At 69.5% G+C, this 14,619-nt stretch carries 15 protein-coding genes; 6 read left to right on the plus strand and 9 right to left on the minus strand.

Going from position 1 to position 14,619, the window contains the following annotated elements; genetic code table 11:
• Positions 1–185 precede the first annotated feature (185 nt).
• Positions 186–1,052, minus strand: a complete 867-nt coding sequence (locus ACZ3KP_RS18345; protein WP_467500715.1) for a GNAT family N-acetyltransferase — start codon at positions 1,050–1,052, stop codon at positions 186–188.
• A gap of 354 nt (positions 1,053–1,406) precedes the next feature.
• On the opposite strand from ACZ3KP_RS18345, the gene ACZ3KP_RS18350 reads away from it, so the two are divergent.
• Positions 1,407–2,705, plus strand: coding sequence for a globin domain-containing protein (locus ACZ3KP_RS18350; protein ID WP_467500717.1), 1,299 nt, complete (start codon positions 1,407–1,409; stop codon positions 2,703–2,705).
• 4 nt (positions 2,706–2,709) lie between these two features.
• On the opposite strand, the gene ACZ3KP_RS18355 is transcribed toward ACZ3KP_RS18350, so the two are convergent.
• The 5 genes from ACZ3KP_RS18355 to ACZ3KP_RS18375 form a co-directional block, all read right to left on the minus strand.
• Positions 2,710–3,192, minus strand: coding sequence for an NUDIX hydrolase (locus ACZ3KP_RS18355; RefSeq protein WP_360513747.1), 483 nt, complete (start codon positions 3,190–3,192; stop codon positions 2,710–2,712).
• A gap of 87 nt (positions 3,193–3,279) precedes the next feature.
• Positions 3,280–4,185: a LysR family transcriptional regulator gene (locus ACZ3KP_RS18360; protein ID WP_467500719.1), complete on the minus strand. Its 906-nt coding sequence runs from the start codon at positions 4,183–4,185 to the stop codon at positions 3,280–3,282.
• 230 nt (positions 4,186–4,415) lie between these two features.
• Positions 4,416–5,546, minus strand: a complete 1,131-nt coding sequence (locus ACZ3KP_RS18365; RefSeq protein ID WP_467500721.1) for a cystathionine gamma-lyase — start codon at positions 5,544–5,546, stop codon at positions 4,416–4,418.
• A complete protein-coding gene (locus tag ACZ3KP_RS18370; protein ID WP_467500723.1) occupies positions 5,543–6,034 on the minus strand; it encodes a low molecular weight protein-tyrosine-phosphatase in 492 nt (163 codons plus the stop codon). Before ACZ3KP_RS18370 ends, ACZ3KP_RS18365 begins: the two co-directional genes overlap by 4 nt.
• Positions 6,035–6,041: 7 nt before the next feature.
• Complete coding sequence (locus tag ACZ3KP_RS18375; RefSeq protein ID WP_358971608.1) at positions 6,042–6,419, minus strand: phage holin family protein; 378 nt, start codon at positions 6,417–6,419, stop codon at positions 6,042–6,044.
• A gap of 59 nt (positions 6,420–6,478) precedes the next feature.
• Here ACZ3KP_RS18375 and ACZ3KP_RS18380 point away from each other — a divergent pair, with 59 nt between their 5' ends.
• The 4 genes from ACZ3KP_RS18380 (at position 6,479) to ACZ3KP_RS18395 (ending at position 8,709) form a co-directional block, all read left to right on the plus strand.
• Entirely contained in the window at positions 6,479–6,796 is a 318-nt protein-coding gene (locus ACZ3KP_RS18380) for a cupin domain-containing protein (RefSeq protein ID WP_358971605.1), read from the plus strand.
• A 163-nt stretch (positions 6,797–6,959) separates the two neighbouring features.
• Positions 6,960–7,172: a DUF5326 family protein gene (locus tag ACZ3KP_RS18385; RefSeq protein WP_132888304.1), complete on the plus strand. Its 213-nt coding sequence runs from the start codon at positions 6,960–6,962 to the stop codon at positions 7,170–7,172.
• Between the two features lie 275 nt (positions 7,173–7,447).
• On the plus strand, positions 7,448–8,173 hold the full coding sequence (locus ACZ3KP_RS18390) for an IclR family transcriptional regulator (protein ID WP_467500727.1): 726 nt from the start codon (positions 7,448–7,450) through the stop codon (positions 8,171–8,173).
• Positions 8,174–8,271: 98 nt separating this feature from the next.
• On the plus strand, positions 8,272–8,709 hold the full coding sequence (locus ACZ3KP_RS18395) for an SsgA family sporulation/cell division regulator (protein WP_132888303.1): 438 nt from the start codon (positions 8,272–8,274) through the stop codon (positions 8,707–8,709).
• Between the two features lie 117 nt (positions 8,710–8,826).
• Here the strand turns inward: ACZ3KP_RS18395 and ACZ3KP_RS18400 are convergent, their stop codons facing one another.
• The gene (locus ACZ3KP_RS18400; protein ID WP_467500729.1) at positions 8,827–10,332 is read right to left on the minus strand and encodes a YibE/F family protein; all 1,506 of its coding nucleotides are present in this window, start codon (positions 10,330–10,332) and stop codon (positions 8,827–8,829) included.
• A 240-nt stretch (positions 10,333–10,572) separates the two neighbouring features.
• Here ACZ3KP_RS18400 and thiC point away from each other — a divergent pair, with 240 nt between their 5' ends.
• Positions 10,573–12,375 carry a phosphomethylpyrimidine synthase ThiC gene (gene thiC / locus ACZ3KP_RS18405; protein ID WP_467500731.1) on the plus strand — a complete coding sequence of 601 codons (1,803 nt, stop codon included), beginning with the start codon at positions 10,573–10,575 and terminating at the stop codon, positions 12,373–12,375.
• 99 nt (positions 12,376–12,474) lie between these two features.
• On the opposite strand, the gene ACZ3KP_RS18410 is transcribed toward thiC, so the two are convergent.
• On the minus strand, positions 12,475–13,344 hold the full coding sequence (locus tag ACZ3KP_RS18410) for a hypothetical protein (RefSeq protein ID WP_467500733.1): 870 nt from the start codon (positions 13,342–13,344) through the stop codon (positions 12,475–12,477).
• A gap of 181 nt (positions 13,345–13,525) precedes the next feature.
• On the minus strand, positions 13,526–14,614 hold the full coding sequence (locus tag ACZ3KP_RS18415) for a metallophosphoesterase (protein WP_467500735.1): 1,089 nt from the start codon (positions 14,612–14,614) through the stop codon (positions 13,526–13,528).
• Positions 14,615–14,619: the final 5 nt, after the last annotated feature.

Raw genomic sequence — 14,619 nt, forward strand, 5'->3', positions numbered from 1 at the left:
ACGGCGGAGGAGCCGTGGCCGATCAGCCGCTGCCGCGGCGGGCGACGCGGTGGGGGCACCTCCCGGCCGGAGGCTGGGGGACGTCGGCGACCGACGACAGCGCCGCTGGGGGTCCCCACGCCTTTGGGGCAGTGGGGGAGGGCGCCCCAGACCCCGCGTCTGCGGCAGATCCGCCCGGACAGCCCCTAACCCGCCGCCACCGTGAGCGGCGCGAACCGCCGTGTCCAGTCGCCCGGCAGCTCCGCGACGCCGTACGTCATGACGGAGTTCATGGCGACGGAGGTCAGTCCGTGCGCCTTCACCCAGGCCAGCAGTTCCTCGTGCCGGACGTCGATGTCGGTGCGCAGCGGACGGTCGGTGTGCACGGCGAGCGAGGTGATGAGGGCCTTCGCCGTCGGAGTGTCACGGGCGATCAATGGACCGACGACATGGGTGTCCATATTCGGCCAGGCGGCCGCGTAGCCCACGATCCGGCCGTCGTCCACGGCCACGCGGAGCTGATCCGAGAAGGCGGGCAGTCGGGTGATCAGAGGGGTGCGGTCGCTGCCGAACACCTCCTCGTCCAATGCGAGAAGGGAACCGAGGTCCTCGGCGGTGGCCGGACGCGTCGCCACCCGTGGTTCGGGGCCGCCCGGGATGAAGGGCCCCGACACCATCTCCGAGCGTCCCGTGGTCTTGAACCCCAGCTCCTCGTAGAGCGGACGGCCGTACGGGGTGGCGTACAGAGTCAGCGGGGTCGTCCCTGTCATCGAGAGGATGTGCCGCATCAGTCGCCGCCCGACACCCTGACGGGAATGCCGTTCGGCGACCAGAACCATGCCGATCGCGCCGAGATCCGGGCGCCCTGGAGGGCCGTACTCCGTGACGACGCAGGCGGCGACCAGGCCTCCGCCGGGGTCGTCGATGCCGTAGCCCTGTCCGGCCGTGAGGAGGAAACGCCACTTGTGCTCCTCACGCGACCACCCCCGGTCCACGGACAGGTCGGCGCAGGCGGTGAGATCGCGTGGCGTCAGTCGGCGAATGGGCAGAGCGGCGAGGGAAGGAGTTGGCACGCAGGTCAGGCTTGCCGACCCGCACCCCCGACGTCCACCCGTTTCAAAGGAGACACACGCGCTTTTGGCCATGTCGTCGTCAAGAGTGCAGCTTCTGGAACGGCGGGCTGTTTCACGTGAAACTGCACGGGACGGATCACCGTGCGCGGTGTCGCAGGGGCGGCGGGGGGTAGTCGTGCCCGGAGTGACGGCGGGTAGTGTCGAGTCCGGTTCACGTTCGAGGCACGGCCACCCCGTACAGGGTCCGTCGGCCAAGGGCGCGACGAGGGGGAGCCGGCCGTCAACGGGGGAACGCAGGCACTTTCCGAGTGAAGTGCCGGGACCGACCGCAAGTTGTTCGAGGCGAGGCACACCATGGACGCTCCGACCACCACGTCGGCTGACGACGACGGGGCCGTCGGAGGCGGCTGGTTCACACCGGCCCACAGCAGTCCCGCGGGCGAGTCCTCCGCAGAGCTGGCGGTCGTGGCGCCGGGTGGTTCGGGGGAGACGCTCGGGCATCGCGTCCCGCCGCAGCGCGGCGCACCACCGCGGCAGGAGGCCTCCCCGGACGCGGTACGCGTGCGCGACACCATGGCGGAGATCCGTCCGATCGCCGACAAGGTCACCTCGTACTTCTACGCGCTGCTCTTCATCCGCCACCCCGAACTGCGTGAGCTCTTCCCGGCCGCCATGGACACCCAGCGGGAGCGGCTGCTGAAGGCCCTGCTCACGGCGGCCGAGCACATCGACAACACGCCGGTCCTGGTCGAGTACCTGCAGAACCTGGGCCGCGGGCACCGCAAGTTCGGCACCCGCGCCGAGTACTACCCGGCTGTCGGCGAGTGCCTCATCGGCGCGCTGAGCAGGTACGCCTCGGGCACCTGGAGTCCCGAGACAGAAGCGGCCTGGGTGCGGACGTACACGACGATGTCCCAGGTGATGATCGACGCGGCGGCCACGGACGAGCTGCGGGCACCCGCCTGGTGGCACGCGGAGGTCCTCACGCACGAGCACATGACTGCGGACGTCGCGGTGCTCACGGTCCGCCCGGAGCAGCCGTACCCCTATCTCGCCGGGCAGTACGCCGCCATGGAGACGCCCTGGTGGCCTCGGGTCTGGCGGCACTACTCCTTCGCCTCCGCGCCCCGCTCGGACGGTCTGCTCACCTTCCACGTGAAGGCCGTCCCGGCCGGCTGGGTCTCCAACGCCCTGGTACACCGCGCCCGCCCCGGCGACGTGGTCCGACTGGGGCCGCCCGGCGGCTCCATGACCGTCGACCACACCCGGGACAACGGACTGCTCTGCCTGGGCGGCGGCACCGGCATCGCACCGATCAAGGCGCTGGTCGAGGACATCGCCGATCGCGCCGCACGCCGTCCCGTCGAGGTGTACTACGGCGCCCGCACCGATCACGGCCTGTACGACCTCGACACCCTGCTCCGACTTCAGCAGAGCCATCCCTGGCTCGCGGTGCGCGCGGTCGTCGACCAGCGGGAGCGGATCCAGCTCCCCGACGCGCTCCGCGGGCGCGGCCCGTGGACCGGGTACGACGCCTACGTCTCGGGCCCGCCCGGCATGATCCGCAACGGTGTCCACGCGCTGCGGGACGCCGGGGTCCCCGCGCACCGCATACGGCACGACTCGGTCGAGGAACCGGTCGTCGGCGGTTGAGCCGTCACCCGAGGTCGGGGGCGTGCATGGCCCGGACACCCTCGATGTTGCCGTCCAGGTAGTGCCGCAGGGACAGCGGGACGAGGTGGACGGAGGCGATCCCGACCCGGGTGAAGGGGACGCGGACGATCTCGTACTCACCCGCGGGCTCGTCGACCTCGGGGCCGTGCCGACGCTCGGGATCCATGGACTCCAGCCGGCAGACGAAGAAGTGCTGGACCTTCACGCCGGTCGCGCTGCCGCTGTCGCCTATGTGCTCCACGGTGTCCACGAAGCAGGGCACCACATCGGTGATCTTGGCGCCGAGTTCCTCGTCCACCTCGCGGTGCAGGGCGTCGACGACGGTGCTGTCCTCCGGCTCGACGCCGCCACCGGGGGTCACCCAGTAGGGATCGACACCGGGCTTGGTGCGCTTGATCAGGATCAGGTCATCGCCGTCCAGAAGAACGGCACGTGCGGTGCGCTTGACCACGGGTCGGACGGTCATGGGAGAAATGTGGCCCAGCTTGTTCCACGTGAAACATCGTGAGGACCCATCGAGCGGACGTACCCCGCGAACGTCACGGAAACGTACTCAGGCCCAGTCCGCGGCCGCGTGCCGGAGCCATTCGTGCGCCCGTGCCACATGGGGCATGGCGAGCGTGCCGGTACGCACCACCAGGAAGTACGTCCGCAGCGGAGGTACCGCGGGATCGTGCAGGGCCATGACCTCCCCGCGTTCCAGAGCTGCGGCGCACAGGTACCGGGGCAGCACGGCGAGCCCGGCACCCGCGACCGTACAGGCGAGGACCGCGCGCAGGTCCGGTGCGACGACCGTGCCCGAGGCGGCCGGACGGGCGTCGAACACGGAACCCCAGTAGCGGGAGACGAAGGGCAGCGATTCATGGACCTCCACGACAGGCAGGTACTCCAGGGCGGGCGCACCCTTGTCCCCCACCGTCCCGGCGCCGATCTCCGCGGCCCAGCGCGGAGCGGCGACCAGCACATGCTCCTCGTCGCAGAGCGCGGTGGCGGTGAGCAGGGCGCCGCGTGGCCGGAGGGTACTGATGACCAGGTCGTGGTGTCCGGCGGACAGCCCCTCCAAGGTCTCCTCGGCGTTTCCGAAGGAGGCCCGCAGTGCGAAGCCCTGGCCGTCGTCACCGGCGAGTTCGGTGAGGGCGGGGAGGGCGCGCTCGGCCGTGAACTCCGGCGGGCCGGCGAGATGCAGGGTACGTACCGAGAATTCGTCGTCGAGGCCGCGTTCCGCGATCTCCACGAGGGCGTCGAGGTGAGGGGCGGCCTTGTGGGCGAGTTCGTCGCCGATCGTCGTGGGGGTCACCCCGCGGGCCTGGCGCAGGAAGAGCGGACGGCCCAGTTGCCGTTCCAGGGTCCGGATCTGGGAGGTCACGGCCGGTTGTGAGAGGCCGAGCAGAGCGGCGGCGCGGGTGAAGGATCCGGCCCGGTGCACGGTCACGAAGGTGCGCAGCAAGGCCAGATCCATCGCACGCCCTCCCGTTCGCCCCGCCCCTTTCGCGGCCCCTGGGCAGGTCCACAACTATAAATAAGTCGATAGGTCTCTGCCGCTACAGTGATTGGACACTGACGCAGAGTCAACTAGCCTTGGTCGCGTGGTTCTTGGCGCGCGAGAACCGGGACGGTCCGAGTCACGAGGGGGGAGGCTCGGACCGTCCGTCATGCGTAGCCGGACCGGTGCGGGCGTCCGTATTCCGGTCACCTGGCCGACTCGTCGAGTGCGCGGAGCACATCGGCCACCAGATCCTCGGGGTCCTCGGCCCCGACCGACAGCCGGATGAAGCCCTCCGGTACGTCGTCCCCGCCCCAGCGCCGGCGTCGCTCGGCCGTGGAACGCACCCCCCCGAAGCTCGTCGCGTCGTCGACCAGCCGCAGGGACTCGAGAAAGCGTTCCGCACGCGCGCGCGTGGGCAGCGTGAACGAGATCACCGAGCCGTAGCGGCGCATCTGCTGTGAGGCGATCTTGTGGGCGGGATCGTCGGCCAGCCCCGGGTGGCGCAGTCCGGTCACCTCGGGCCGCCCGCGCAGTGCCTCCGCGAGCAGCAGGGCGGTCGCGTTCTGCCGGTCGACCCGCAACTCGAGGGTGGCGAGGGAGCGGTGCGCCAGCCACGCTTCCATCGGCCCGGCGATCGCACCGATGATCTTGCGCCAGCGGCGGACGGCGGCCATCGCCTCGGCGTCCCGTCCGACGACGTACCCCAGCAGGACGTCTCCGTGCCCGGTGAGCTGCTTGGTGCCGCTGGCCAGGGAGAAGTCGGCGCCCAGCGCCAGCGGCCGTTGGCCGAGCGGGGTGGCGAGGGTGTTGTCGACGGCGACGAGGGCGCCACGCGCGTGCGCGGCCTCGGCGAGCCGCCGGATGTCGCACACGTCGAGGCCCGGATTGCACGGTGACTCGATCAGTAGCAGCTTCGCGCCGTCCAGGACGTCCAGCTGGGCGTCACCGGCGGTCGGCGCGGTGCGCACCTCGATGCCGTAGGCCTCCAGCTGGGCCCGGACCAGGGGCAGCACCTGGTAGCCGTCGGAGGGCAGTACCACCGCGTCCCCGGCGCGCAGCTGGGAGAACAGCACCGCCGAGACGGCCGCCACGCCGGAGGCGAACACCAGGGTCTCGGCCTCCTCACCGGGCGCCTCCAGCTCGCCGACGGCCCGCTCCAGATGCGTCCAGGTCGGGTTCTCGTCCCGCCCGTACGCGTACGGCCCGCTGACCTCGCCCGGCAGGTGGAAGTGCGCGGCGAACACCGGCCCGGGCAGGGTCGGCTCGTTCTTGACCGGATCGGGGAGCCCCGCGCGCACCGCGCGCGTGCCCTCGCCCATGGCTGCCTCGCTCATAGGGCCGTTCCCTCCACTTCGTCGCGTACGGCGGCGAGCAGCCCCTCGCTCGCCCCCTCCACCATCTCAAGACACTCCTCGAAGCCGTCCAGACCGCCGTAGTACGGATCGGGTACGTCGAGATCGTCACCGGCGGCGGGGTCGTAGGAGCGCAGCAGCCGCACCTTGCGGGCGTCCTCCTCGGTGGGGGCCAGGCGGCGCAGGGCCTTGAGGTGACCGGCGTCGAGCGCGATCACCAGGTCGAGGCGGGCGAACCAGGCCACCTGGAACTGGCGGGCGGTGTGGTCGCTGTCGTAGCCGTGTTCCGTCAGGACGCGCACGGTGCGCGGGTCGGGGCCGTCGCCCTCGTGCCAGCCGCCGGTTCCGGCGCTGTCGGCCTTGACCCGGTCGTCGAGTCCGGCCTCGGCCAAGCGGGCACGGAAGACGGATTCGGCCATCGGGGAACGGCAGATGTTGCCCGTGCAGACGAAGCAGACGCGGTAGGTCATGGGGCGCTCAGTCCGAGTCGGGAAGGATCATGTTCAGGGCCCAGGACACGATCGAGATGATCAGACCGCCCAGCACGGCCGTCCAGAACCCCTCCACGTGGAAGCTCAGGTCGAGCTTGTCGCACACCCATGACGTGAGCAGCAGCATCAGCGCGTTGACCACCAGGGTGATCAGACCGAGCGTGAGGATGAACAGCGGGAAGGTCAGGATCTTCACGATCGGCTTGACGAGGAAGTTCACCAGCCCGAAGACCAGGGCGACGAGGATCAGCGTCCAGACCTTCTTGGCGGTGCTGTCACCGGTCAGAGTGATCTTGTCGAGCAGCCACACGGCGACCGCCAGGGCGCCCGCGTTGGCGATCGTCTTGACTACGAAATTCATCATGTGTCTGATCGTGACAGATGAGATCGAACACAAGTAGTGAGGCGAGGGCGGCGACGGCGATGAAGGCATTCCGGCTGGACGAACTCGAGGCGGAGCGCGCCGCCAACGACGGTGCCTACCTGCAGTTCCTGCGCGAGCGGAACATGTCGGTCGGCCTCTACGCGCTGGACGCGGGTGAGCGGGACCCCCAGCAGCCCCACAACCAGGACGAGGTCTACTTCGTCGTCAGCGGCCGTGCCTCGATCACCGTCGGTCTGGAGACCACGCAGGTCGCGCGGGGCAGCGTGGTGTACGTGCCGGCCGGGGTGGCCCACAGGTTCCACCACATCAGCGAGGACCTGAGGGTCCTGGTCGTCTTCTCTCCGCCTGAGGCCTGACCCCGGTCCTCGGGGTTCCCTAGGGGACGGGTCAGGGGAGGACAAGGGATCCGAGGCCCCCGGACGGCCCCCGCGCGGCTCTAGCATCGAGTGCAGGACATCGCATCGTGCGGGACGCACGAGACCTACGTGCCGAGCGCACGAGAAAGCTGAGGACAGGGCAATGCGAGAGATCTTCACGGGTCTGCCGTGGTGGGTGAAGTGGATCGCGGTGCCGGTCATCGCACTGGTGGTGTTCGGCGGCCTGATCGGCGCGATCGTCGGCTTCCTGGCCTATCTGCTCTTCAAGCTGCTGATCTTCGTGGCGCTGGTCGGCGGCCTGATCTACATCGTGCGGAAGTTCATGTCGAACTCCTCGTCGAAGAGCGACTGGTGAGGACCGGGGGAATCGGTGGCCGGTAACAGGAATCACCGGTTCCCTCGGGCGGGGGAAGTTTCCCCCAACGGGCCGACCGGAAGCGGCGACGGACGGTTAGAGTCGCTGACCCCCTCGCGCTCCGGGAGCGACTCTTGGCCACGCTTGACGCCGCCTCAGCACCCACGGAACACCGCCCACCCCCCGCCCGACGCAGTTCCACCACACCCCCCGTACAGCGGCCGGCCACCCAGGCCGACCCCGCGCAGCCGCATTCGGCCACTCTCATCGGCTCCGTGCAGCGCGCCATGCGTCTGCTGGAATGTGTCGCCGAGCACGAACACGGCGCCCCCGCCAAACAACTGGCCCGCGAGACCGGCCTCGCTCTGCCCACCGCCTACCACCTGCTGCGCACCCTCGTGCACGAGGGATATCTCCGCCGTGACAAGGGCCTGTTCTTCCTCGGCGAGGCCGCCGAGCGGCTGAGCAGCAGCGGAGCGCAGCAGAAACGTCGCAGCGCGGTCGTCGACACCCTCGCCCACTGGCGGGACGCGATCGGCGTGCCGGTCTACTACGCGATGTACCGGGACGGCGAGATCGAGGTCGTGTGCGTCTCCGACTCCCCGGCTGCCCCGGCGGTCGAGGAGTGGGCGGACTTCCGCGAAACCGCCCATGCGCATGCCATCGGCCAGTGTCTGCTCTCCCAGTTGGACGAGGCCGCCCGCCGCGACCATCTCGACCGGTACCCCGTGCGGACGCTCACCCCGTACACGGTGCGTGACAGCCACACGCTGCTGCGCAGGCTGGAGCGCACGCGCCGGATGGACCCTGTGGTCGAGCGCCAGGAGTACACGCTGGGGACGGTGTGCGCGGCCATTCCCATCACCGCGGGCACCACAGCCGCCACCATGGCCATCTCCCTCCCGCTGCACCAGGCCGACCGGCTGCTCCCCGCGGCACGGCAGTTGCAGGGCGAGGTCGGACGGCACCTGGGTTCCCTGGCCATCGCTATCAGTATCTGAAAACTCACTCCTTGTGATCTCCTGTGTACTTTCAGCAAGATTTGACCACTATCAAAGGGGTAAACCCGGCCAGTCGGCGTCATATGACGGGGTAGGCGATGCGCGAGTCCGTACAAGCAGAAGTCATGATGAGCTTTCTCGTCTCGGAGGAGCTCTCCTTCCGCATCCCCGTGGAGTTGCGCTACGAGACCTGTGATCCGTATGCCGTGCGGCTCACCTTTCATCTGCCCGGGGACGCGCCGGTGACCTGGGCCTTCGGCCGTGAGCTGCTGATCGACGGGGTGGGCCGACCGTGCGGCGAGGGCGATGTGCATATCGCGCCCGCCGATTCCGAGGTGCTGGGTGAGGTGCTGATCCGCCTTCAGGTCGGATGCGACCAGGCGATGTTCCGTTCCTCGGCACCCCCGCTGGTGGCCTTTCTCGACCGTACGGACAAGCTGGTGCCGCTCGGCCAGGAAGGCGCGCTCGCCGATTTCGACGCCCATCTGGACGAAGCCCTGGACCGCATCCTGGCAGAGGAGCAGAGCGCCGGCTGAGATGTCGTGGCGACGGGGGCAGGACCCTCCGGCCGAGCCGGACGCGAAGCCGGACGAGAACACGCAGGAACGCTTCTGCGTGCTCTCCTGACTCCGCAAGCGCTTCCGGGCGTGCCGTCAGCGCTTCCGGCGCCGCCCCCGTCCGCCGCGCGCCGGTGTCTGCACGGTCGCAACCGCCTCCGTGCCCGGCCGGTCGGCCGACACCACCAGGGCTGCCAGCAGCGTGGTGACCGGCACCGAGGCCACCAGGCCGATCGAGCCGACCAGCGTGCGCACGACCTCCTCGGCCACCAGCTCACTGTTGGCGACCGTCGTCACGCTGCTCTGCGCGATGGAGAAGAGGAGCAGCAGCGGCAGCGCCGCGCCCGCGTAGGCCAGCACCAGGGTGTTGACGACGGAGGCGATGTGGTCGCGGCCGATACGGATGCCCGCCCGGTACAGCCCGCGCCAGCCCATCGTCGGGTTGGCCTCGTGCAGTTCCCAGACTGCCGACGTCTGGGTCACCGTCACGTCGTCCAGCACGCCCAGCGAACCGATGATGACGCCGGCCAGCAGCAGACCGCTCATGTCGATCGACGGGTACAGGCCATGGATCAGCCCGGTGTTGTCATCGGTGTTGCCGGTGAGCGCGGCCCAGTCGATGAACTCGGAGCCGAGCAGGCCGATCAGGCACAGCGAGACCAGCGTGCCGAGCACCGCCACGGAGGTACGGGCCGACAGGCCATGACACATGTACAGAGCGATCAGCATGATGGCGCTCGACCCGACCACCGCCACCAGCAGCGGATTGGAGCCCTGCAGGATCCCCGGCAGGATGAACAGGGTCAGCACCATGAAGCTCACGGCCAGCGCGACCAGCGCCATCACCCCGCGCAGCCGGCCCACCACCACGACGGCGAGCGCGAAGATCCCGGCCAGCAGCGCCATCGGGAACTTCCGGTTCACATCGGTGACCGAGTACTGCAGATCCTTCGGTGCCGAGGGCTCGTAGGCGACCACGACCTTCTCGCCCTGGTGCAACTGCCGCGACTGGTCGGGCTGCACGATCTCGGTGAAGGTACGGCCCGTGTCCTTGCCGGTGTCGACCCGGACCGTGGCCTTCTTGCAGGTGCCGCCGTCCTCCTGCTTGCCGGACCCTCCGTCGGTGGTGGAGAGGTCACCGGTCGAACCGCCTCCCGAGGCGTTGACCGACTTGCAGCTGACCGAGACGACCTTGGCGACCGTCGCCGCCTGTGTCTGCCGGTCGAAACCGACACCGGTGCGCTCGTGCGGCGGAGCACCGCCGGGCCACAGCACGACCAGGCCGACCACCACCGCGGCGGTGAAGGGGATCAGGATCGCCGCGATGACCTTGCGCAGATGCTTCGAGACGGGTGCGGCCGGACCGTGGCTGTGCGAGTGGCCGTGCCCGCCGCCGGCTCCGCGGTGTCCATGACCGTGATGGGCACCGGAGGTCTGATCAGGAGCGTGGTCATGAGCGTGCTCCTGGCCGGACCCGTGTGCGTACTGGGCATGCCCGGCACCGGCAGCACGGCCATCCGGGCCCGGTCCGCCGCCCCTTGCCGCGCCGTTGCCGCGCTGTGGGTCAGGAGGCGGATGGGGGGGCCGCTGTGTCGTGGTCACCGCCCGATCATCGCAAGAACGGCAGAGGCCCCCTGTTCACCGCGCCCGAATTGACGCTAGCGTGGAGGCACCTTTGCACACGCGGGAGCTCGGAGCACCGGGCTGAGAGGGCGCTGACCTCCGTATTCGCGATGTTTCACGTGGAACAAGTGAACTTCCACAGGAACACCGCTCGACGGAAGCCGCTGCGTCGACCGCCGAACCTGTTACCGGGTAATGCCGGCGTAGGGAGTAGGTCTCATGACCAACAAGGACGCACGCACGCCTGCCTCCAACCAGGATGAAGCGCCCGCCACGGGCGAAACGTCACGCGAGGCCGGACAGTCCGTGGGCTGGCACAAGGGGTATGTCGAGGGCTCGCGCCCCGACCTGCGCGTGCCGGTCCGTCAAGTGCACCTCACCAACGGGCAGTCGGTCACCCTCTACGACACCTCGGGCCCGTACACCGATCCGCTCGTCGAGACCGACGTCCGCCGGGGACTGCCCCCCTTGCGGGAGAACTGGATCATCGCCCGCGGTGACACCGAGGAGTACGCGGGCCGGCCGGTCCGTCCCGAGGACGACGGGATCAAGCACACCGCACCGCGCGGCGGTCTGCGCAACCTGGACGCGGTCTTCCCGGGACGTCCGCGACAGCCGCGCCGTGGCCGGCCCGGAGAGGCGGTCACCCAGCTCGCGTACGCGCGCCGCGGGGAGATCTCGCCCGAGATGGAGTATGTGGCCATCCGGGAGAATGTCGCGCCGGAGATCGTCCGTGAGGAGATCGCGGCGGGGCGGGCCGTGCTGCCGGCCAACGTCAACCACCCGGAGACCGAGCCGATGATCATCGGCAAGCGGTTCCTGGTGAAGGTCAACGCCAACATCGGCAACTCGGCGGTCACCTCCTCCATCGAGGAGGAGGTGGAGAAGATGACATGGGCGACCCGCTGGGGCGCCGACACGGTCATGGACCTCTCCACCGGCCGCAACATCCACACCACCCGTGAGTGGGTGCTGCGCAACTCCCCCGTCCCCATCGGGACGGTGCCCCTCTACCAGGCCCTGGAGAAGGTGGACGGCCGAGCCGAGGAGCTGACCTGGGAGATCTACAAGGACACGGTCATCGAACAGGCCGAGCAGGGCGTGGACTACATGACCGTCCACGCGGGCGTCCGGCTGCCGTTCGTCCCGCTCACGGCGAACCGCAAGACCGGCATCGTCTCGCGCGGCGGGTCGATCATGGCGGCCTGGTGCCTCGCACACCACAAGGAATCGTTTCTGTACGAGAACTTCGAAGAACTCTGCGAGATTCTCGCCGCCTACGACGTCACCTACTCGCTGGGGGACGGCCTGCGCCCCGGCTCCATCGCGGACGCCAACGACGAGGCACAGTTCGCGGAACTCCGCACGCTCGGGGAACTCAACCGGATCGCCAAGCGTTTCAACGTACAGACCATGATCGAGGGCCCGGGCCACGTTCCGATGCACAAGATCAAGGAGAACATCGACCTTCAGCAGGAGATCTGCGATGAAGCTCCGTTCTATACGCTCGGCCCGCTGACCACCGACGTCGCACCGGCGTACGACCACATCACCTCCGGTATCGGTGCCGCGATGATCGCCTGGTGGGGCACGGCGATGCTCTGCTACGTCACACCCAAGGAGCATCTGGGCCTTCCCAACCGGGACGACGTGAAGACGGGCGTCATCACGTACAAGATCGCGGCTCACGCGGCCGACCTCGCCAAGGGACACCCGGGCGCGCAGGAATGGGACGACGCCCTGTCCGACGCCCGCTTCGAGTTCCGGTGGGAGGACCAGTTCAACCTCGCCCTGGACCCGGTCACGGCCCGCGAGTTCCACGACGAGACCCTCCCGGCGGAGCCGGCGAAGACCGCCCACTTCTGCTCCATGTGCGGTCCGAAGTTCTGTTCGATGAAGATTTCGCAGGACATCCGCCGCGAACATGGTGGCAGTCGGGCCGAGATCGAGGAGGGGATGGCCCAGAAGTCCAAGGAGTTCGCGGCGTCGGGGAACCGGGTGTACCTGCCGATCGCCGACTGAGGGCGGCTCAGGAACGCTCGCCTGGCTGAGCGGCCCAGGAGCGCTCGCCGGCTCGGCTGGGTGTCCGGCCTGCGCCCCCGGGAGGGGGCGCAGGCCGGGCTATTCCGGCTGGTGTTCCGGGCCTCCGAAGTCCGGGCTGGTGTAGTCCGGGCTGCTGAAGCTCGGGCGGGGAGCGGGAGACGCGCCGTCGTCGGTGCTGAAGCCGGGGCGGTCGTAGCCGAGGCGCGGCATCCGTCCCGCCGGGCCCGACGGGGCCGTACGGTGCAGTTCGGCCGTACCGGCGTCAGTGGCCAGCGCTTCCCGCAGGAAGGGCAGGATGCCGCGCTCCAGCAGGGCGTCCCGCCAGGCCTGCCGGGCCTTGGCCACCTCGCCGTCGGGTTCGCCGTAGGCCCCCGCCTCCAGCGAGGGGCTGTTGCGCAGTGCGGTCAGCAGCAGTCCCGCGCCCGCCATGAGGATGGCGGCCGCGGTCACGGCGCCGAACACCCAGCCGGCGGTGAGCATGGTCTTGGCGAACGCCGGGGCCGGATCCAGCATCTTCAGGACGTAGCCGACGAGCAGGAAGATCGCGGCGGCGGTGCCGGCGAGCACCGGCGCCAGGACCAGGGCGAGGGCGAAACCCCCGGCGCCGGTGGACTCGGCGGCTTCGCCGAGGGTGGTGGCGAGCCCCAGGGGACCGCCCGCGGCCGACTCGGCGGAGTCCGGCTGCCGGACGGGGGCCGGGGTGGACCGCGCCGGATTGCGCAGTTCCTCGCGGACCTTCACATAGTGCTGGTACTCGGCCGCCGCGGCCGCCGCTATGAGTGCGGTGGCGTTGAGCGCCATGGTGCGCAGCTGTTCGGTGTTCAAATGCCGACCGGAACCGGCCAGTTCGGGACGGTAAGGGGCGGAGCGCAGCGCCTCATCGAGGATCCGCTCGTATTCCTGGCGGTCCTCGCTGTGCAGGTGCTGCGGAACGCTGTTCATGTGCATCCCCCGATGCTCCGTAGGGCTTGTGGCTCGCACGCCGGCGAACCGTCGGGCAGAAACGGAGGGGAGCCTGCTACGGATAAACCGATGGTAGAGCCGTTAAGGCACGCGGTGACAGGGGGTTGCCGGAAATTGGGGGTGGCCCGCGTGTGACGCCGGAGGGACAGAACAGCGTACCGAAAGCTCAGACGTCCAGCGGGAGTTGCCTCACCAGCAGTTTTCCGGCCATGGTCACTCCGCCGTCCATGGCGATGGCGAGTCCGTCCGCGTAGATGTGCGGTCCTTTCACGACGGGCCTGGTGCTCTCTTCGTCGTCCTCGGAGCCGACTTCGCCCAGCAGATAGGGAATCGGGCTGTGCCCGTGAACGATGCGGGTGCCCCCGTACGTATCGAGAAGGGAACGGACGGCGTCTGCACCCCCCTCGTCGCGGAAGGAGAAGCGCTTGGTGAACTTGCGGAAGAGATCCCAGACCTCGTCCGCGTCATTACGGGTGATGGTCTCGCGGATCGTGTCGTTGACGGCCTCGATCGAGTCCCCGTAGTCGAGGTAGGCGGTGGTGTCCGAGTGCACCAGCAGGTAGCCGTCGACCTCCTCCACCGCGTCCAGGCGCGCCATCCACTGGAGGTGGTGGTCCTGGAGCCGGTCCATGTCGGTCTTCTGCCCGCCGTTGAGCAGCCAGGCGGCCTGGAAGGTGGCGGTACCCGCGCCGGAGTTGACGGGAGTGTCGCCGAACCGCTTGGCGCCGAGCAGCAGCAGCTCGTGGTTGCCCATGAGGGCCTTGCAGTAGCCGCCGGCCGCGGCCGCCTCGGCGGACAGCCGCATCACCAGGTCGATGACGCCGATGCCGTCCGGGCCGCGGTCGGTGAAGTCGCCGAGGAACCACAGCCGGGCGGTGCCCGCACACCAGTGTCCGTCGGCGTCGATCAGGCCCTGCTCGGCCAGTGCGGCGAGCAGTTCGTCGATGTAGCCGTGCACGTCGCCGACGACGTACAGCGGGCCGGGGCCGTCCGCGGGCTGTGGGGCCGCGGCGGCGGCCGGTTCGACCGGCAGCTGGAGCGTGTCGCCGCGGTTGATCACCGGCAGGTCGCGCTGGGTCGGGGTGTACTCCTCCGGGTAGCCCTCGGGATACGGCTCGTCGAGCGCCGGGGCGGCCTCACCGGGGTGGGTGCCGTGGACGTACGGACCGGTCTCGTTGACGTATGCGGGCACCCGGAAGTCGCGCACCGTCGCCGTCCGCTCCACCTCGGGTCCCTGACCGGCCCCCTGAGTCATCAGAC

The organism is Streptomyces sp. NPDC020958, from assembly GCF_055562175.1.